The sequence below is a fragment of the Neobacillus canaveralius genome (assembly GCF_047237705.1).
GTDB classification, from domain to species: Bacteria; Bacillota; Bacilli; order Bacillales; family Cytobacillaceae; genus Neobacillus; species Neobacillus niacini_K.
Genome location: NZ_JBDFLL010000001.1, coordinates 2,942,407 through 2,961,395 on the forward strand (window position 1 = coordinate 2,942,407; position 18,989 = coordinate 2,961,395).

Below are 18,989 nucleotides of genomic sequence, written 5' to 3' on the forward strand. Positions count from 1 at the left end.
ACGTTCATTGATGAGAGTCCTCAAAGTGGTAAAAGAATAGAGGGCGGTCACTCATAAGGTTGATGAGAGTTCGAAAACTACTAAAAAGAAATGACGGTTACTCATAAAAAGCCGCAAAACTTTAGCTAGTTTTGCGGCTTTTCTCTTACATTTTTACGATAAATCGTCCTTTAGCACGCCCTTGTAAAATAAGAGGGAGAGTCTGTGGAAGCTCTTCTAAACTTATTTCTTTGGAAATGGATTCTAGCACTTCCGGTTTGAAGTCACTGGCCATTCGCTTCCAAAGCGGTTTACGAACTTCCATTGGACAGTACACAGAATCAATCCCTAGAAGATTGATACCACGGAGGATGAACGGAAACACAGTAGTAGGGACGTTACCGCCGCCTGTTAATCCACTGACCGCAACGGAACCATTGTAGTGGATTTTACTTAAAATAGCCGCAAGGGATTCTCCGCCGACCGGGTCCACCGCACCAGCCCAAACCTGCTTATCTAACGCTTTGGCCTTTCCGTTGTATACTTCTTCCCGAGAAACAACCTCTTTTGCGCCGAGTGTATGTAAATAGTCATGTTCATTTTCTTTTCCAGTGCTGGCGACAACATCGTAGCCTCGCTTAGCCAGGATGGCAACAGCGATACTTCCAACGCCGCCAGTAGCACCAGTTACTAATACTTTACCTTTTTCAGGCGTAAGTCCATTTTCTTCAAGTCTTTGAACGGAAAGGGCTGCTGTTAACCCGGCGGTTCCATAAATCATTGCCTCTTTTAAAGAAAGGTTTTCAGGTAAAGGTACAATCCAATCTGCAGGAATCCGCGCATATTCACTGTAACCGCCATAATGGGACACCCCAATTTCATAGCTGGTAGCAATGACTTGATCTCCCTCTCTATAGCGAGGGTCTTCTGAAGATACTACCACGCCTGCTAAATCAATCCCTGGTACAAATGGGTAGGACCTGACAATTTTCCCTTCAGGAATACTGGCTAAGCCGTCTTTATAATTAATGCTAGAGTATGCAACTTTAATTAATACTTCACCTGCAGGTAAATCATTAATAGAAATATTATTTATCCCAATCGTAAAATCACTTTCTGTCTTATCAACAACTAAGGCTTTGAAATCCCCACTCAATAGAAAGACCTCCTTATAATTTAAAAATTTCCATTTCCATCATACTACATTATTATTAAAGTATATAACTCTGAACTGGAGTGATTTTCTATGTTTGCTGCAGGACAAATTCTCACCCAGTTTTGATATCATCGATGGGGGAAAGAGGCTTTTAAATGAAATTTAGGCATACTAAATTGTGTACTAAATTTAATTCTTTGAACTAAAATAGAAAAAGGTGAAAAAATTAGGAGTTGATTTTATGTATTTAGTGAGACCTCCTTGTTAAGCTAAAAAGACCATTCGTCCACCTCCTTCCTCCTTCTTTTTTAAAAGAAAAAAAGGAGGAATCAACTGGATGATAGTAAACGTAAATAAGCTCTACCTAATAATTTTTTTTCATAACCTTATCCCAGCTTACGTAATCGAACGAATATTTTGGGAGCAGCGGGGTATGACGGTGTTGATGGTTGTTCTTTGTGAAATCATCTATACCGTAAGTATTGTCATTTTTGAAATACCAACAGGAATTTTTGCGGACAAATTTCGACGAAAAACATTGCTCATAATTGGTGCCGTCTTTTCGGTCTTTGAATTTATAATCCTGCTGTTTGCCTATAATTTTTGGACATTTGCTTTGGTTGTTTTTCTGGCAGGCATTTCGAGCGCCTGTTTAAGTGGTGCATGGAATGCCCTTTTATATGACTCACTATTAACAGACAAAAAGCAAAAATCCTTTGAAAAAATTGTTGGCAGGATGAATTCACTCGATTTTACGGCATCATTATTTGCCGCTCTGTCAGGAAGTGTTATGGCGAAATACTTTGGATTTGAATTTAACTATATTGTGTCTGCAGCAAGTATGTTTCTTGCATTGATACTTACCATACTTTTGAAGGAACCACCTAGAAACGGTCAGCAGCAGAAAATGGAAAAAAGTCATTCGGACTTTATGGTTTACGTAAGAAAGTCCATATACTTCTATAAAAGCAATCCAAAGGTAGTTACGATTATTACAAATGCGATGGGAATAGCAGCGTGTATCACGTATTTAGATGAGTTTTGGCAGCTGTATTTAGATGAGATCGGGTTCTCGGTACTATTTTTCGGGCTATTTTCGGCTTGTATTTCGCTGGCAAGAATTCCAGGGAATTTACTAGCGGCTAATCTACTTACCTATTTCAAAGCACAATCCATTATTCTGTTCATACTAGGGATTACCACTGTTGGCTTTTTCATGACAGCTATATTTCCAGGTGTAATTGGCTTATTCATGATCATACTGATTTTTTTAGCCAGTGGGGTTATAGACCCGGTCGTAACGGGATACCTTCATCATCATGGGAGTTCGGAGATAAGGGCTACAATTGAGTCTGTTCAATCATTGATAGAGAGCATCATAACCTTTACAGCTGGTATCGGCTTTGGTATCATATCATCAAGTTTATCAATTGTATCAGGGTTCATTTTTTTAGGAGCATTTTCCGGTCTAGTTTTCTTTAACTTTTTAAAAAGAGTTCAAGGCTTTGCAAAGGATTAGAGGCCATCCTTCCGGGTGGTCTTACTATTTTTGCCACACAAAAAATTGAAACCTATTTATCTACTTATTCGTCTTTTAAATTGAAGCACCTTAGAAATTTGATAGGGAGAGATTATATGAAACGTTTTTATAAGATGGCTGCATTTACAATTATTCTTACAATAATATTCTCAGTGAGTAGTACAAGCATGGTGTTAGCCGATACTAGCGGTAATACGGAAGAGAGTATCAATGAAAAGTTTGGTCTGCCGATTGTCGTTTATGGGGAAGCATTATCAGTTGCTCAAAAGGATGAAGTGAGAGATCTTTTAAAAGTAACGGACACGAGCAAAGTGAAAGAGATTACTGTTTCCGGGGAAGACTTAGTTAAGTATATTAAAGGCGACGCACATTCTAATATGTATTCCTCCGCAAAAATTACGCGTAAGGATGCGGGTGAAGGGCTTGTTATTAATCAGGTAACTCCTGAAAATATTACAGAGGTTACCGATGAAATGTACGCAAACGCCTTATTGACAGCGGGAATTCAAGACGCAGTCGTGGATGTTGCTTCACCTGTTAAAGTCAGTGGACACTCTGCATTAGTTGGTATTTATAAAGCTTATGATGAAGGTGAAGGCGCAACACTAGATTTGGAGCGCACAGAAGTCGCCAATGAAGAACTAAACTTGGCTACTGATTTAGCGAAAAAAGAGGGGCTTGATCAGGATAAAGTAAGTGAGCTGTTGACAGAAATCAAAAAGGAAATTGCTGAACAAAACCCTGCAACAAAAGAAGAACTTGCTGCACTTATTGATGAAAAATTAAAGACACTTGAAATCAGTCTAAGTCCTGAAGACCGGCAGTTGTTACTAGACTTGTTTGAAAAAATGAGAAATTTGAATATTAATTTCGATAATGTTAAATCGCAGCTCGAAAATCTTACCCAGGATATTCAGCAGCGGATTGAAGAAGCAGTGGGCGACAAGAATTTTCTGCAACAAGTAGCCGATTTCTTTAAACAATTAATAGAAAGTATCAAAAGTATATTCTCATAATATTAAGGCTCAGTCATAGGACTGAGCCTTTTGTATGTTTGTAACAAAATTTTAATGATAAAAAAAAGAGGAATGACTGCAGGACTATATAAAAATCCCCAGTTTTTTGTTAAAATAGAATTTAAGAATAAAGGATTCGACAAAATTCACAAAAATATGCTTAAGTTAGATTATACTAGTGTAATAAATCTGCTAAAAGCTATAAAACTTACAAATAAACAATTGAATTTTTTGAATTTTGAATAATGAGACAATGATTTTGCGGGAGCAGGAGGAAGTAGACTATGTGGGATTTTGAAATGGACATAGATCAAGTAGCAAGAATAAAAGTGATTGGTGTTGGCGGCGGAGGTAATAACGCTGTAAACCGAATGATAGAAGACGGCGTTCAAGGTGTAGAATTTATTGCCGTAAATACCGATGCCCAAGCTCTAAAACTATCAAAAGCAGAAATTAAAATGCAAATCGGAGCTGCCTTAACTAGAGGCTTAGGTGCTGGTGCCAATCCAGAGGTTGGCAGAAATGCTGTAGAGGAAAGTAGAAAGCAAATCCAAGAAGTGCTAAAAGGAGCAGATATGGTCTTTGTTACCGCTGGTATGGGCGGAGGAACAGGGACTGGAGCTGCACCAGCCATCGCACAAATCTCCCGTGAGCTAGGTGCTTTAACCATTGGTGTCGTGACTCGTCCATTCGGATTTGAAGGCCGTAAACGTGCAACAAATGCAGCTGCTGGGATTGACTTAATGCGTGAAGCAGTAGATACATTGATTATTGTACCAAACGATCGTTTATTGCAAATCGTAGATAAAAAGACTCCTATGATACAAGCTTTCCGCGAGGCAGACAACGTGCTAAGACAAGGTGTACAAGGGATTTCCGATTTAATTGCCGTACCAGGATTAATTAACCTCGATTTTGCCGATGTAAAAACGATAATGTCTAATCAAGGGACTGCCTTAATGGGGATAGGTATGGCTAAAGGTAAGGACCGGGCTATCGAAGCAGCGAAGAAAGCAATCTCAAGTCCGTTGTTAGAAACTTCTATCGATGGCGCTCAGGGTGTCCTCATGAACATCACTGGCGGTAGCAATTTAAGTTTATACGAAGTTCAAGAGGCGGCTGATATCGTTTCTTCTGCTGCGGACAAGGAATTAAACATGATTTTTGGATCGATTATCAATGAAGACCTAAAAGATGAAATCATGATAACCGTCATTGCAACAGGCTTTTCTGAAACAGAATTATCTTCACGAAAGAACACAGTTAGTCCGTCACGGGATGTTATCTCAAGACCTCAATCTCAAGGAATCTCACGACGAGAACAAAATGTTCAAGAAGAACCAAAGCCTAGTCAGGATAGACAAAGACAACATTCAGAAGATACGCTGGATATTCCTACATTCCTGCGTAATCGTAATCGAAGATGATGCTACTGCCAGGGCTGCTGAGAGATATCTCTGCAGCCCCTTTTTGGGTCTAGAGTACAAATGAATTCAATTTGGACAATTTTTTAAAAACTATGAGGAGCAATTGAAAAATTTATGCTAAAATAATAGTGAAATAACAACAGCAAGGAGAAATCGCTATGTTGAAAGATATTTTTATTGGCTTATCTCAAAATCAATTTTTAAATAGTGCAGCTAAAAAGTATGGCTTAAAAATGGGTGCACAAAGTGTGGTTGCAGGTACAAATATCGATGAAGTAATTAAAAGTATTAAAGAACTCAATGCAAACGGAATTTCTTGTACCGTTGATAACTTAGGTGAATTTGTCTTTAAAGAAGAAGAGGCAACAGAAGCAAAAGAACAAATTCTGAATGTTATTGAAGCGATTTATGAGCATAAAGTCGATGCCCATATCTCTTTAAAACCTACGCAAATAGGTCTAGATATCGAATACAGCTTCTGCTTAAGTAACTTAAGAGAAATAGTTGAAAGAGCAAACAATTACGGTATTTTTGTAAACGTTGACATGGAAGATACTGGTCACCTCCAGCCGACTTTCGATCTTTTGGATGATTTATCAAAGGAATACGACAACGTTGGAACTGTTATTCAAGCATATTTGCTTCGCGCTGATGAATACCTAGAAAAATATAAAAACTACCGTATGCGGATTGTAAAAGGTGCTTACAAGGAGCCCGATGAATACGCTTACCAAAATAAAAAAGACATTGACGCAAATTTTATTAAACTAATCGAATGGCATTTAATAAACGGCAAATTTACTTCCATTGCCACACATGATCACAATGTCATCAACCACGTAAAGGAATTTGTTAAAAAGAACAACATTCCAAACGATCAGTTTGAGTTTCAAATGCTATATGGTTTTAGAAAAGACATGCAGCTGCAGCTGGCTAAAGAAGGCTATAACTTCTGCACGTATGTACCTTTTGGAAATGACTGGTACGGCTATTTCATGAGACGTCTCGCAGAAAGACCGCAAAATTTAAATCTTGTTGCAAAACAGGTATTTAATAAGAAGACCAATACAATAATAGGTGTTGCTGCTGGTGCATTTTTGTTAGGTAGATTGACAAAAGACACTAAGAAGAAACGTAGATAAGTAACTTTAAGACCCCTTCAATTGTAAGGGGTTTCTTTTTTTGCAGAGGAATAGGACTAAAGGGCTATTCTTGTTAAAATTGACAAGTTTGTACCTTCTGAATAATAAGTATTGATTGATGGACGGCATTTTATAAAAAGGGGGAAATTTTATGAAAAAGAAGAGGTTTCATCTTTCAATGGTCATTCTCTTAACACTCTCTATGATTCTAGCAGCATGTGGTAACAAAGAGGAGGGTGGGGAAAAGCCGGCAAATGAAGAAAAAGAAAAGCCACAATTTATTAGTATTTTAACAGGGGGGACGGGTGGAACCTATTATCCATTAGGAGGCTCGTTTGCGGAGATTATTAAAGATGAAACACGTATTGATGCAAATGCTGAAACTAGTGGTGCTTCTGCGGAAAACATGACCACTCTTAAGAATGGTGATGCCGAAATTGCCTTTTCCCAAACGGATATTGCTTCGTATGCTGCTGAGGGAAAATTAATGTTTGCAAACAACAAGGTTGACAATGTAAAGGCGATTGCTACCTTATATCCGGAAACAATCCAAATCGTAACCACAAAAGAATCCGGGATAACATCTGTTGAAGATTTAAAAGGCAAAAAGGTTTCAGTAGGCGCACCTGGATCGGGTACAGTGGCAAATGCTGAACAAATCCTCGAAGTCCATGGAATGACGTTTGATGATATTAATAAACAGGACTTATCATTTGATGAGTCTACACAAGGGATTCAAGATGGTACCATTGACGCGGCATTTGTAACAGCAGGGACGCCGACGGGTGCGGTTGAAAGCCTTGGTGCTACCGAGGATGTAGTTATTGTTCCAGTTGAACAAGATAAAATCGATGCCATCATCGAAAAATATCCATTCTATGTAAAAGAAGAGGTACTTGCTGGAACATATGGATTGGAGTCTGCTGTAACAACGGTAGCTGTTCAAGCAATGCTAGTGGCAAGCAGCGATCTTGCGGATGATGTGGTTTATAACATTACGAAAGCAATCTTTGAAAATCTTGATAAAGTGACACATGCCAAAGGGAAATTAATCAAGGTCGAGAATGCATTAAACGGTGTGGGGATTGATGTACATCCTGGTGCACAAAAATACTTTGATGAAAAGGGAGTAAAAGCACAGTAAAAGATTTCGCTGGTGAATGAATTGGCCGGCTGGGATGAATAACAGCCGGCCACCTTTTCCATAAGAAAGGGAGGCGAAAATGCGTAGACTTCAACCTATCCAATATCTATTAATCTCGTTTATCATCCTTATCTGTTTAGCATTCTTACCCTTTCAGAAAGCGATTGTTTTCCAGCCAAATCACAGCAATGCAAAGTTTGCTTACATTCCTGTAAAAAACGAAACTCATTTTGCAATCAAATACACTCATTCCATTCATTTATCAGATGTGGTTGAAAGCTATAAAATTACACACGGCGAGAGGATTCAACAATATGAGCTTATGTATGAGGATTTTGCCATCGGCATGCCCTCTAATGCCGAAAAAGGAGAAACATTTGAACAAATAAATGGTGCTTACTACATCAAAAACATGAAACGGGATTTTCCCTTCTTTCACCTACGAATCGGACAGGTTCGTGCCAATCATACATTGATTTTTAAAAATAAGGAATACCCTTTATCTCGTACAATAAAACCAGGCACGTCTGTAAAAGTGGAAATATGCAAATTGAACTTTTTTACTCAATGGAAAGGAGTGAATATCCTTGAGTCACTATGAAGAAACTCTGTCAGAGGCTAAGCAGCAGGAGCTTTTAGAAAAATATGACCCTGAAGCTGGCACGCGAAAACTAAAAGGACTTCCTCTTTGGATTGCCTTCGCAGGTTTATTAGCCTTTTCCCTCTTTCACTTATATACTGGAATATTTGGCATGTTAACCGCGCAGCTGCAGCGCTCCATCCATTTAGGTTTTGCGCTCGCACTCATTTTTTTACTATTTCCTGCTCGAAAAAAAAATCGGGGAAAGGAGATTAAGGTCGCTTGGTATGATATCATTTTTGCGATCGTTTCAGTCATTGTTGGCGCTTATTGGCCGGTCATGATTGATGATTTGGTCTTACGGACAGGAAATATCACCGGGATGGACTTTTTTGTTGGTCTTTCAGCTATTTTACTAGTGTTAGAGGCAACGCGAAGGACAGTTGGTCTGCCAATTACCATTATTGCAATCGTTTTTATGGTTTACGCGGTTTTTGGACCGTATATGCCTGGTGCCATCGCACACAGAGGGTTAGAATTGGATCGATTAGTCCAGACGATGTTTTTTACAACAGAAGGAATTCTTGGTACACCGATTGGTGTATCATCGACCTTTATCTTTCTCTTCTTATTATTTGGTTCCTTTTTAATTAAGACTGGAGTAGGTGAGTATTTTAACGATCTGTCGATTGCGATCGCTGGCAGAAGTGTGGGGGGACCTGCGAAGGTAGCAGTATTTTCAAGCGCTTTACAAGGAACAATTAGCGGAAGTTCTGTTGCTAATGTGGTAACATCCGGGGCATTTACGATACCAATGATGAAAAACCTGGGATATAAAAAGGAATTTGCCGGCGCTGTGGAAGCGTCCTCGTCTACAGGTGGACAGTTAATGCCACCGGTTATGGGAGCCGCGGCATTCTTGATGGTTGAATTTATTGGAGGAGGTATCACCTACTGGGAAATAGCGAAGGCTGCTGCAATCCCAGCCGTACTATATTTTACAGGTATTTGGATTATGACTCATTTTGAAGCAAAGCGAATCGGTCTTCGCGGGTTAACGAAGGAAGAAATGCCAAGCAGGAAAGAGGTTCTAGGGAAACTTTACTTATTACTTCCTATTATTGCGATTGTGCTTTTGTTAATGTCCGGTATGAGTGTCATTCGTGCTGCATTATGGTCCATTGTGATTACGGTCGTGGTAAGTGCGATTAGAAAGGAAACAAGGATCGGATTTAAAGGGATCATTGAAGCTTTAGTTGATGGAGCACGGTCCGCTTTAGGTGTTGCTGCGGCAACCGCTGCCGCAGGGATTATTGTCGGTGTTGTAACGAAAACAGGACTAGGATTAAAAATGGCAAATGGACTTCTCGATATTGCAGGAGGGGCACTGCTGCCAACATTGTTCTTGACGATGATTGCTTCCTTGATATTGGGAATGGGCTCCCCTACCACGGCTAATTATGTCATTACCTCAACGATTGCAGCACCAGCGATCATTTTGTTAGGAGTTCCTGATTTATCTGCTCACTTATTTGTGTTTTATTTTGGCATTGTGGCTGATATTACCCCTCCAGTTGCGCTAGCTGCTTTTGCCGCAGCGGCAATATCGGGAGGCGAACCTTTTCGAACGGGTGTGGAATCAACAAAACTTGCCATATCAGCGTTTATCATCCCCTATATGTTTGTTTTGTCACCGGAATTACTGATGATAGATACCACATGGACCTATCTAATTTGGGTTTTATTCACAGCATTTATTGGTATGATCGCCATTAGTGCAGGAGTTATAGGCTTTTGGGTGAGAAAATTGAATTGGATGGAACGTATCACTTCTCTTGGAGCGGGATTATGTTTAATTTATCCAGAAAATATCTCCGACTTAGTCGGTTTAGTATTGTTTGCGATATTACTCGCTTTGCAATATTTTTATAAAAGGGGTCACATTCCTAAAGTGCAAAATTGAATAAAATGAAAAACTCGGGGCTCATTATTGAGGTCCCGAGTTTTTCATTTCTTTTGTCTATTCGTTTCTATCAGCCTTGAATAATAAAATTAGTAGCTTATGATAAATTTTGCTTTAATTGGTAAAATAAATAAGAAGTTCTTGAACCAGGGGGATACATAAAATGGAACAAACCATGAATAAGACTAACCGCCCGCCTTATGGTATTATAGCAGTTTTGATGATTGGTGCTTTTATTGCTTTTTTAAATAATACATTATTAAATGTCGCTTTACCTTCAATTATGAAGGACTTAGATGTCGATACATCGACAGTTCAGTGGCTGACGACCGGATTTATGCTAGTAAATGGGATCATGATTCCTACTACTGCATTCTTAATTCAAAAGTATACTGTTCGCCGGTTATTTTTAGTCGCGATGGGATTATTTACAATTGGTACTCTTATCGCTGGAATCGCCCATACATTTCCCTTATTATTAGCTGCGCGAATGGTGCAAGCCTCAGGCTCAGCAATAATGATGCCGCTGTTAATGAATGTAATGTTAGTAAGCTTTCCTATTGAAAAAAGAGGAGCGGCAATGGGGGTTTTTGGATTAATCCTGATGTTTGCACCTGCCATTGGTCCAACTTTATCCGGATGGATTATCGAACATTATGATTGGAGAATGCTGTTCCATTTCGTATCTCCAATTGCAGCAGTTATTCTTATCATAGGATTTTTGAAGCTTAAGGATAAAAAGGAGAAAGTAAATATCAACCTTGATTTCTTTTCGCTTTTGCTATCGAGCATTGGTTTTGGAGGACTGTTGTATGGTTTTAGTTCAGCCGGCAGCAAAGGGTGGGACAGCCCGCATGTTTATTTGACGATCATTATCGGGGTAGTTTCATTGGTTTGGTTTATCTTACGCCAATTAAAGCAAGATCGGCCAATGCTTAACTTTAGGATATTTAAATATAATATGTTTGCCCTTTCATCGGCTATTTCAGCAATCGTCAATATTGCCATGTTTTCAGGTTTTCTGCTCCTCCCAATTTATGTTCAGACAATCCGGGGGATCTCTCCTTTTGATGCAGGGTTAATGCTGCTGCCTGGAGCCATTGTGAATGCTCTTATGTCACCAGTTACCGGAAAATTATTTGACAAAATTGGCGGAAGAATTTTAGCAGTAGTAGGTTTGACTATTACGACAGTTACTACTTATTTCTTCAGCCGGTTATCATTTGAAACATCCTATATGTCCTTGGTGCTTTTACACGCAATTCGAATGTTTGGAATGTCAATGGTGTTTATGCCGGTGTCTACGAACGGATTAAATCAATTACCACAACGGTTTTATCCACATGGTACAGCAATGAACAACACTATGCAGCAGGTATCAGCTGCTATTGGTACAGGTTTATTGATTACAATTATGTCTAATCGTTCAGAAACATATGGAAAAGAACTTGCATCGGCTGCAATGCAAAAAATGTCCGGGCAACCAACAGAAGCAGCACTTGCCCAAATGCAGCAGCAAATTGCAATGGAAGCAATGTTAGAAGGCATTAACTATACCTTCTTTATATCAGCCATTATTATTGGCGCGGCCTTGGTTCTTGCTTTTTTTATTAAAAGGGCAAAACCTGCAGAAGATCGACTAGATGAGACTTCTTCTAGAAAGCAGGTTGTAAATAAATTAGCAAAGACCTAACATATAAAATGGGAAATCGTATTTATTACGATTTCTCTTTTTTTATTGGGGTAATCGTAGAATTGTCCTAAATTTAAAAAATGAGAATATAGTTTAGTACGGTTAAGAAATTTTATAGGCAGGAGGATTGAGTTTTTAAGGAACATTTTTGATAACAGGGGTGATTGAAAATTCCTGTAAAATTGTAAGCGATTACAAGATTTATGTGGAAGTGGGGGACTGTAATTGAATATCTTATTATGCTGTGCAGCAGGTATGTCTACCAGTCTTTTGGTAGCGAAGATGGAAACTGCTGCAAAAGCAGAAGGAATTGAAGCGAAAATATGGGCAGTGAGTGCAAATGAAGTTAATAACCACTTGGATGCTGCAGATGTGTTACTTGTAGGTCCACAGGTGCGCTATTTGCTGCCTCAATTAAAGAAAAAAGGATTAGAGAAAGGGATACCCGTTGATGCGATTAACCCTGTTCATTATGGAATGTGCAATGGTGCGGAGGTATTAAAGTTTGCGAGAAATTTAATAGGTTCATAATTTCACATAGGGGTGAATAGATATGGCCAAATTTACTCAAGTACTGGAAGAAAAGTTTATGCCAATCGCAGGAAAGGTTGCCGGTCAGAAACACTTACAAGCATTACGTGATGGAATTATCTTAACAATGCCGCTTATTATTATTGGATCTATTTTCTTAATTATTGGATTCTTACCTTTTAAAGGGTATCCAGAATTTATGGCAGGTTTATTTGGTGACGCCTGGCTGACGAAACTGCTTTATCCAGTAACTGCTACTTTTGACATTATGGCATTGATAGCAGGGTTTGGTATTGCCTATCGATTGGCGGAACATTACAAAGTAGATGCTTTGAATGCAGGGGCTATTTCTGTTTCGGCTTTTGTACTGGCCACACCATATTTTACAATGTTTACACCAGAAGGGGCTAGCGAAGCTATTCAAGTTGGCGGAGTACTCCCTATTGCATTATTGGGAAGCAAAGGGTTGTTTGTTGCAATGATCCTTGCGATGTTTTCAACTGAACTTTATCGATTTATTATTCAAAAGAATATCGTAATTAAAATGCCTGATGGAGTACCTCCAAGTGTAAGTAAGTCTTTTATCGCTTTATTTCCGGCATTTATTGTTATTTTAGTGGTTTGGCTGATTCGTTTATTGATAGAAAATACCTCCTTTGAAACCTTACACAACGTAGTTGGACAGCTGTTACAGGAACCGCTGGGTGCACTTGGAGGATCGCTAATTGGTGCATTAATAGCTGTATTCTTTGTCCAGCTTTTATGGTCGACTGGATTACACGGAGCCAGTATTGTTGGCGGGGTAATGGGTCCTATCTGGCTGGCTGCAACGGACGCTAACAGAGTAGCACTTACTGCTGGTAATGAATTGCCAAATGTAGTTACGCAGCAATTTTTTGATATTTTCATTTACATGGGTGGATCTGGAGCTACATTTACTTTTGCCTTAATGATGATGTTTATGGCTAAAAGTCAGCATTCCAAGACATTAGGCAGACTAGCGATTGGACCAGGAATTTTTAATATTAATGAGCCAATCACTTTCGGTGCCCCGATTGTCGCTAACCCATTGCTTATCGTTCCATTTATTCTAGCACCACTAGCCCTAACCATTACCACATATATTGGTATGAGCACAGGCTTTGCACCGAAGACCGCAGGAGTTGCCGTTCCATGGACTACACCTCCAATTATCGGCGGTTACCTTGCGACAGGCGGAAACCTCAGAGGTGCCCTAATGCAACTAATCAACCTAGCCATATCCTTTGCCATCTACTACCCATTCTTTAGAATGTGGGATAAACAAAACTACAAAGTCGAACAAGGTGCTAAAGAATAGACTGAGCTAAAGCTAAATGCTGATAGTTATAACTCTGTTGATTTGCGCGGAAGGCACGAAGACTCCTCGAAAATGCTATCACATTTTCTTCGTGCGTGGGCGGATTCAAGGAAGTAATTCAATGTCCTGCGGGAGGACGGGTCAGGGGAGACCCCACAGGCGCTTAAGCGCCGAGGAGGCTCCCCGGACCGCCCGCGGAAAGCGAAGTGCCTCGGGACAGGCAAGGACAGCCTGTCCCTGCGGTGATTACTCGAAGAAGACCTCCTTAGTGGAGCGCAAATCAACAGACCTAATCTATGCACGGAAAAAATAAAAGAATACAAGAGAGCTTGCCCAGCGGCAAGCTCTTGGTATGTCATTTTGGAGGGGTAGACCATGAATAAAGAAGAATTATATAACCTGTCATTTCAATTAATTTTGCATAGTGGAAATGCCCGAAGTCTTGCTATGGAAGCTATTTTCGCAGCCAAAGAAAATAACTTTACCAAAGCCTTTGAAAAGCTTGATGAAGCTGACATTGAAATAACTAGAGCACACGTGTTCCAAACACAATTGATTCACGCGGAAGCCGCTGGGGAATCATTCGAGATACCGATTATACTTATTCACGCCCAAGATCATTTAATGACGGCTATGACATTAAAGGATTTAGCAAGAGAGATGGTCGAAATTCGTCAAGAATTGAACAAAGGATAACAAGGGGGAAGAATTTGTGCAGAAATCTATTAAAATCACAACCATCGGTGGTGGATCAAGTTATACACCTGAGCTCGTCGAAGGTTTTATCAAAAGGTATGCTGAACTTCCACTGCGGGAACTTTGGCTTGTAGATGTGGAGGAAGGAAAGGAAAAACTAGAGATTGTTGGAAATCTAGCAAAACGAATGTTTCAAAAAGCCGGGCTCCCTGTCCAGGTTCACCTGACATTGGATAGACGGGAAGCATTAGCAGGTGCTGACTTTGTTACGACACAATTCCGCGTCGGTTTACTGGAGGCAAGAGCAAAAGACGAAAGGATTCCGTTAAAATACGGAGTTCTGGGTCAAGAAACAAATGGACCTGGGGGTCTATTTAAAGGCTTAAGAACAATCCCTGTTATTTTAGATATTGTAAAAGATATGAAGGAACTATGCCCAGACGCTTGGCTGGTTAATTTTACGAATCCAGCTGGAATGGTAACAGAAGCGGTACTCAGGTATAGTGACCATCGAAAAGTAGTAGGTTTATGTAATGTACCTATCGGAATGGAAATGGGAATCGCAAAACTGTTGAACGTTGAACATTCACGAGTTCGCATTGATTTTGCTGGTCTAAATCACATGGTATACGGTTTAGACGTGTACGTTGACGGTGTTAGTGTGAAGGAGCGGGTAATCGAATTCTTAACGAACCTGGAAAACTCAAGTTTTGTTAAAAATGTGCAAGGTCAAGGATGGGAGTCAGAATTCATCACCGCATTAGGTGTGCTCCCATGCCCGTATCATAATTATTACTACAAAACTCGTGAAATGGTAGAGAAAGACATTAAAAATGCGGAAACTGTTGGCACAAGAGCGGAAGTGGTAAAGAAATTAGAAGATGATCTTTTTGAACTTTATAAAGATCCAAATCTTTCTATTAAACCGCCACAACTCGAAAAACGCGGAGGTGCCTATTATAGTGATGCGGCTGTAAGGTTAATTTCATCTATCTATAATGACAAGTGTGACATTCAGCCTGTTAATACGATAAATAATGGCTCGATTGCCAGTATTCCCGACGACAGTGCTGTCGAAGTCAGCTGTATTATTACAAAAGAAGGACCTAAACCTTTGGTCATGGGAGACCTTCCTGTACCCGTCCGCGGTCTTGTTCAGCAAATAAAGTCATTTGAACGGGTTGCTTGTGAAGCAGCTGTCACGGGTGACTATAATCTAGCGATTCTTGCGTTAACGATAAATCCACTCGTTGCATCGGATACGGTGGCAAAGAAAATCGTGGATGAAATGTTAGAAGCGCATAAGAAGTATTTACCACAATTTTTTCAAAAATGAAGAAGGGAGGGGCGATTTGATTGATTAAACTGATTGTCAATGCAGATGATTTTGGATATTCCAGGGGAGTTAATTATGGAATTATCGATGCTCATAAATATGGAATTGTCAATTCCACAACGATGATGATGAATATGCCTGGTGTCAATCATGCAGTAGAACTGGCAAAAGAACACCCCGCATTAAAGCTTGGGATTCACCTTGTTCTAACTTTTGGAAAACCTTTGCTGTCAGATGTTTCAACCCTAGTTGATGAACAGGGTAATTTTAAAAAACTAAAAGATCTTATTAATGATCAAAACCTATCCTTAATTGAACTAGAAAGGGAATGGACGGCACAAATTGATCGATTTTTAGACTTTGGACTTACAGCTACTCATTTTGACAGTCATCATCATGTCCACGGTATTCCAGAATTCTTACCAGTGATTCAGAGGCTATCCAGAAAGTACAATTTACCTGTAAGGCGGATTTCTGAACAGCCTGTTGAAGGGGTGCCAACATTTACAGACTGCTTTTTACATGATTTTTATGGTGAGGGTGTAACTCAGGAATATTTCATTGAGTTATCTCATCGGGATGTAGAAAATCAAACCGTAGAAGTAATGTGCCATCCTGGTTATCTGGATTTTGAAGTATTAAATGGCTCTTCCTATGCTGCCGACAGAGTAAAAGAGACCAAAATCCTAACCTCTGTTACTTTGCCGGATAATATTATATTAATATAAAATATGAACAGCCATCGTTTGATGGCTGTTTGTTTTTTTAGAGTCTATTAGGAAATATTGAATAATTCCCTATAATTCGACAATTGGAAAAGATCTTTTATAGTAAAATAGTACCGGGATATGGAGTGAAAATTATTTTCCAAGGGGATATTTATGATGAAAAGACAATATGATATAGATTGGATTCGTGTTTTAGCTACACTAGCCGTTTTCATTTATCATGGTTTTATGTTTTTTAATCCATGGGCCTGGCATGTTAAGAATAATGAGACTGACCCGACCTACATCACGGCCATTTCTTTATTTATGAGTGCCTGGTTAATGCCAATCTTTTTCGCAGTATCGGGAATCAATTCGTACTACGCTCTACAGAAGAGAACGGGAAGCCAATATATTAAGGAAAGGCTCTCACGACTAGGGATTCCCCTTTTGTTTGGGGTCATGATTCTAACTCCTCCTCAAATCTATATGGAGCGGGTCAGTCATGGGCAGTATTCCGGCTCGTTTTTTAACTGGTATCCACATTATTTTGATGGAGTTTATCTCGATATTGGTGGGTCAGGAAATTTTGCATTTGTTGGATTGCATTTATGGTATCTCTTGGTCTTACTAGTCTTTAGTTTTATTACCCTGCCTTTGTTTATTAGAAAGAAACCTTCCGTATCCAAGGATTTAAAACCATTACATATTATCGTTTTAACCTTCCCTTTAATGATCGTATCTGTATTAGTGGATGTGGTAAATCTAGGTGGCTGGGATATTAGTTTTTATCTGGTTATTTTTCTATATGGCTTTTTTTTCTTCACAAAAGCTTCCTTTAAACCTGTTGTTTCAAGGCTTCTCCCTAAGATGATGATATTAGCCTGTCTTACCACTGTCTTATTTGTGTATGGATTTATGACAGGAATGCCTGCAGCAGGTAACCGTTCATCGATTCTCCTGGCTGCTGTTAAAGCCTTAAACTGCTGGAGCTGGCTGCTTGTTATTTTTGCCTTTGCCGATAAAAAGCTATCTTTTTCAAATAAATGGCTGAAGTATGGGAACCAAGCATCTATGCCCTTTTATGTACTCCATCAGCCGGTAATTGTTACATTCGGTTTTATGATTGCAGAGGTTGATTGGTCAATCACGGTAAAACTAGTCCTTCTTATATCACTAGCTTTCATTATCATTATCGGTAGCTACCATTTTATTATCTCAAGAATACCATTTATACGGATTCTATTTGGGATGAAAGGCAAAAGGAAAGAACGTATGGATCACAAACCAAATGTTAAGATTTAGAGAATATTTATTTAATAGATTGTAAGAGGCGCATTAAAGGTCTACTATAAAGGATAACAATTTATGAAAAAAGTAATACAGCAAGGAGAGACTGTAATGCGTAGTTACCTGATTTTAGGAATGTGTGTGTTATTTTTAATTCAGTACTTTGTTAAGGTACAGTGGCTTGAATACATTGTGGTTGGCTTATCCATTCTTGCCTTTTTGGGAAGTGCATTAAAGGCTGATAAATTCCCGCGTTGGCTTGGCATCTTTATGATGACCTCGGGATTACTGATTGAATGGAATAAAGGTACCGGTATTGAAGGAATAAGTGAGGGAATCTTTTTAATTTTGCCATTGTTAAGCCTCATCACCTTGGCTCCACTGCTTTCGATTCCATTAAGGCTTGGCGGTTATTTTCAGTCCATTTCTGTTTTATTGAAAAATTTATTAGCACAGCCCAAAAAATTATATGCAGGAATTACTGGAACGCTGTTTTTCTTAACCCCAATTTTAAATTTGGGATCTGTAAGAATCATAAATGAATTTTTGGATGAACTGAAGCTGCCGTCAGCGTTGTCGGCAAAAGGTTATTTAGTCGGCTTCTCCACCGCTGTAATGTGGTCACCTTATTTTGCTTCCGTATCACTGGTATTGCATTATCTGAATATACCATACAAGGAATATATCATTTATGGAATTGGTTTATCTCTGCTTTCTTTGGTAATCGGCAACATATTATTCGCGTTTTGGATAAAACGTCATCCGCTTGCTCGTGAACATTCCGCCAAGTTAAAAATAGAAACAAACACCCGAAACCAACTAATAAAACTAGTATTTTTTGTTATCATCTTGATCGGTACTTGTTTACTGGTTGAGAGTATAACAAACTGGTCAATGATTGTTATTGTCTGTCTCGTTTCCATCGTCATTCCACTATTATTTGGGCTTCAATCAAAACGCTGGAAGGAACTGATCCCGCCATTGGTTGATTTTCGCGACAGAACCGTTTTGATGTTGAATAATGAAATCATGCTTTTTATGAGTGCAGGAATGTTGGCATTTGCGATGAAAGGGACTACAGCTGCCAATGGTGTAAGTCATTTTCTTACGAATTTGGCACATCAATCGTTCCTCTTATTTGCACTCGCTGTTATGGTGATCGTATTAGGGATTACTTACATTGGGGTTCATCAAATTGCAGCGGTAGGGGCCTTGGCGATGCAACTAAATGCTGCGGAAATAGGGATTAGTAATATCGGCCTTGCATTATTACTTTTATTAACATGGTCTATTTCCACTGCATTAAGTCCGTTCTCGGGGTTAAACTTAATGGTTAGTCGTTTCAATGGTATTTCAGGGGTTCAGACGGGCTTACGTTTCAATGGTTTACACTTTACAATTATAGCTGTTATCGGAATTGGGATTATTTCCATAATAGGATAAGATAAAA

16 protein-coding genes are annotated in these 18,989 nt (G+C 39.2%); 15 read left to right on the forward strand and 1 reads right to left on the reverse strand.

The genetic code is table 11. The features are described from left to right. Positions 1-145 precede the first annotated feature (145 nt). Positions 146-1,135, reverse strand: coding sequence for an NADPH:quinone oxidoreductase family protein (locus tag ABC255_RS14790; protein ID WP_412994582.1), 990 nt, complete (start codon positions 1,133-1,135; stop codon positions 146-148). A gap of 337 nt (positions 1,136-1,472) precedes the next feature. Between ABC255_RS14790 and ABC255_RS14795 the strand changes: the two genes are divergently transcribed. The 15 genes from ABC255_RS14795 to ABC255_RS14865 all read left to right on the forward strand — a co-directional run bounded on the left by ABC255_RS14795 (position 1,473) and on the right by ABC255_RS14865 (position 18,982). After that, positions 1,473-2,654: an MFS transporter gene (locus ABC255_RS14795; protein WP_412994584.1), complete on the forward strand. Its 1,182-nt coding sequence runs from the start codon at positions 1,473-1,475 to the stop codon at positions 2,652-2,654. Between the two features lie 116 nt (positions 2,655-2,770). After that, complete coding sequence (locus tag ABC255_RS14800) at positions 2,771-3,691, forward strand: DUF1002 domain-containing protein (RefSeq protein ID WP_412994586.1); 921 nt, start codon at positions 2,771-2,773, stop codon at positions 3,689-3,691. A 284-nt stretch (positions 3,692-3,975) separates the two neighbouring features. Next, positions 3,976-5,118 (forward strand): cell division protein FtsZ, encoded by a 1,143-nt coding sequence (gene ftsZ / locus ABC255_RS14805; RefSeq protein WP_412994587.1) that lies wholly within the window; start codon positions 3,976-3,978, stop codon positions 5,116-5,118. A gap of 158 nt (positions 5,119-5,276) precedes the next feature. Then, positions 5,277-6,260 carry a proline dehydrogenase family protein gene (locus ABC255_RS14810; protein ID WP_412994589.1) on the forward strand — a complete coding sequence of 328 codons (984 nt, stop codon included), beginning with the start codon at positions 5,277-5,279 and terminating at the stop codon, positions 6,258-6,260. Positions 6,261-6,411: 151 nt separating this feature from the next. After that, entirely contained in the window at positions 6,412-7,404 is a 993-nt protein-coding gene (locus ABC255_RS14815) for a TAXI family TRAP transporter solute-binding subunit (protein ID WP_412994591.1), read from the forward strand. Between the two features lie 79 nt (positions 7,405-7,483). After that, positions 7,484-8,005, forward strand: a complete 522-nt coding sequence (locus ABC255_RS14820) for a DUF1850 domain-containing protein (protein WP_412994593.1) — start codon at positions 7,484-7,486, stop codon at positions 8,003-8,005. Then, the gene (locus tag ABC255_RS14825; protein ID WP_412994595.1) at positions 7,992-9,947 is read left to right on the forward strand and encodes a TRAP transporter permease; all 1,956 of its coding nucleotides are present in this window, start codon (positions 7,992-7,994) and stop codon (positions 9,945-9,947) included. The genes ABC255_RS14820 and ABC255_RS14825 overlap by 14 nt, the downstream gene beginning before the upstream one ends. A 163-nt stretch (positions 9,948-10,110) precedes the next feature. Next, complete coding sequence (locus ABC255_RS14830; RefSeq protein WP_412994597.1) at positions 10,111-11,640, forward strand: DHA2 family efflux MFS transporter permease subunit; 1,530 nt, start codon at positions 10,111-10,113, stop codon at positions 11,638-11,640. 225 nt (positions 11,641-11,865) lie between these two features. Next, positions 11,866-12,171 (forward strand): PTS sugar transporter subunit IIB, encoded by a 306-nt coding sequence (locus tag ABC255_RS14835; protein WP_307300814.1) that lies wholly within the window; start codon positions 11,866-11,868, stop codon positions 12,169-12,171. Between the two features lie 22 nt (positions 12,172-12,193). After that, a complete protein-coding gene (gene celB, locus ABC255_RS14840; protein ID WP_412994599.1) occupies positions 12,194-13,510 on the forward strand; it encodes a PTS cellobiose transporter subunit IIC in 1,317 nt (438 codons plus the stop codon). A 375-nt stretch (positions 13,511-13,885) separates the two neighbouring features. Then, the gene (locus ABC255_RS14845) at positions 13,886-14,206 is read left to right on the forward strand and encodes a PTS sugar transporter subunit IIA (RefSeq protein WP_412994601.1); all 321 of its coding nucleotides are present in this window, start codon (positions 13,886-13,888) and stop codon (positions 14,204-14,206) included. Between the two features lie 16 nt (positions 14,207-14,222). Further along, positions 14,223-15,542: a 6-phospho-beta-glucosidase gene (locus ABC255_RS14850; protein WP_412994603.1), complete on the forward strand. Its 1,320-nt coding sequence runs from the start codon at positions 14,223-14,225 to the stop codon at positions 15,540-15,542. Positions 15,543-15,562: 20 nt separating this feature from the next. Then, a complete protein-coding gene (gene chbG, locus ABC255_RS14855) occupies positions 15,563-16,270 on the forward strand; it encodes a chitin disaccharide deacetylase (RefSeq protein WP_412994605.1) in 708 nt (235 codons plus the stop codon). 156 nt (positions 16,271-16,426) lie between these two features. Continuing rightward, the gene (locus tag ABC255_RS14860) at positions 16,427-17,554 is read left to right on the forward strand and encodes an acyltransferase family protein (protein ID WP_412994607.1); all 1,128 of its coding nucleotides are present in this window, start codon (positions 16,427-16,429) and stop codon (positions 17,552-17,554) included. A 63-nt stretch (positions 17,555-17,617) separates the two neighbouring features. Beyond that, positions 17,618-18,982: a TRAP transporter large permease subunit gene (locus ABC255_RS14865; protein WP_412994609.1), complete on the forward strand. Its 1,365-nt coding sequence runs from the start codon at positions 17,618-17,620 to the stop codon at positions 18,980-18,982. The last annotated feature ends 7 nt before the right edge of the window (positions 18,983-18,989 follow it).

Excerpts from the sequence above, each read along its gene's own strand:
- ABC255_RS14800 (WP_412994586.1), top strand. The coding sequence starts at position 2,771 with ATGAAACGTTTTTATAAGATGGCTGCATTTACAATTATTCTTACAATA.
- ftsZ (WP_412994587.1), top strand. The coding sequence starts at position 3,976 with ATGTGGGATTTTGAAATGGACATAGATCAAGTAGCAAGAATAAAAGTG.
- ABC255_RS14830 (WP_412994597.1), top strand. The coding sequence starts at position 10,111 with ATGGAACAAACCATGAATAAGACTAACCGCCCGCCTTATGGTATTATA.
- ABC255_RS14815 (WP_412994591.1), top strand. The coding sequence starts at position 6,412 with ATGAAAAAGAAGAGGTTTCATCTTTCAATGGTCATTCTCTTAACACTC.
- ABC255_RS14795 (WP_412994584.1), top strand. The coding sequence starts at position 1,473 with ATGATAGTAAACGTAAATAAGCTCTACCTAATAATTTTTTTTCATAAC.
- ABC255_RS14820 (WP_412994593.1), top strand. The coding sequence starts at position 7,484 with ATGCGTAGACTTCAACCTATCCAATATCTATTAATCTCGTTTATCATC.
- ABC255_RS14860 (WP_412994607.1), top strand. The coding sequence starts at position 16,427 with ATGAAAAGACAATATGATATAGATTGGATTCGTGTTTTAGCTACACTA.
- celB (WP_412994599.1), top strand. The coding sequence starts at position 12,194 with ATGGCCAAATTTACTCAAGTACTGGAAGAAAAGTTTATGCCAATCGCA.
- ABC255_RS14865 (WP_412994609.1), top strand. The coding sequence starts at position 17,618 with ATGAAAAAAGTAATACAGCAAGGAGAGACTGTAATGCGTAGTTACCTG.
- ABC255_RS14845 (WP_412994601.1), top strand. The coding sequence starts at position 13,886 with ATGAATAAAGAAGAATTATATAACCTGTCATTTCAATTAATTTTGCAT.
- ABC255_RS14810 (WP_412994589.1), top strand. The coding sequence starts at position 5,277 with ATGTTGAAAGATATTTTTATTGGCTTATCTCAAAATCAATTTTTAAAT.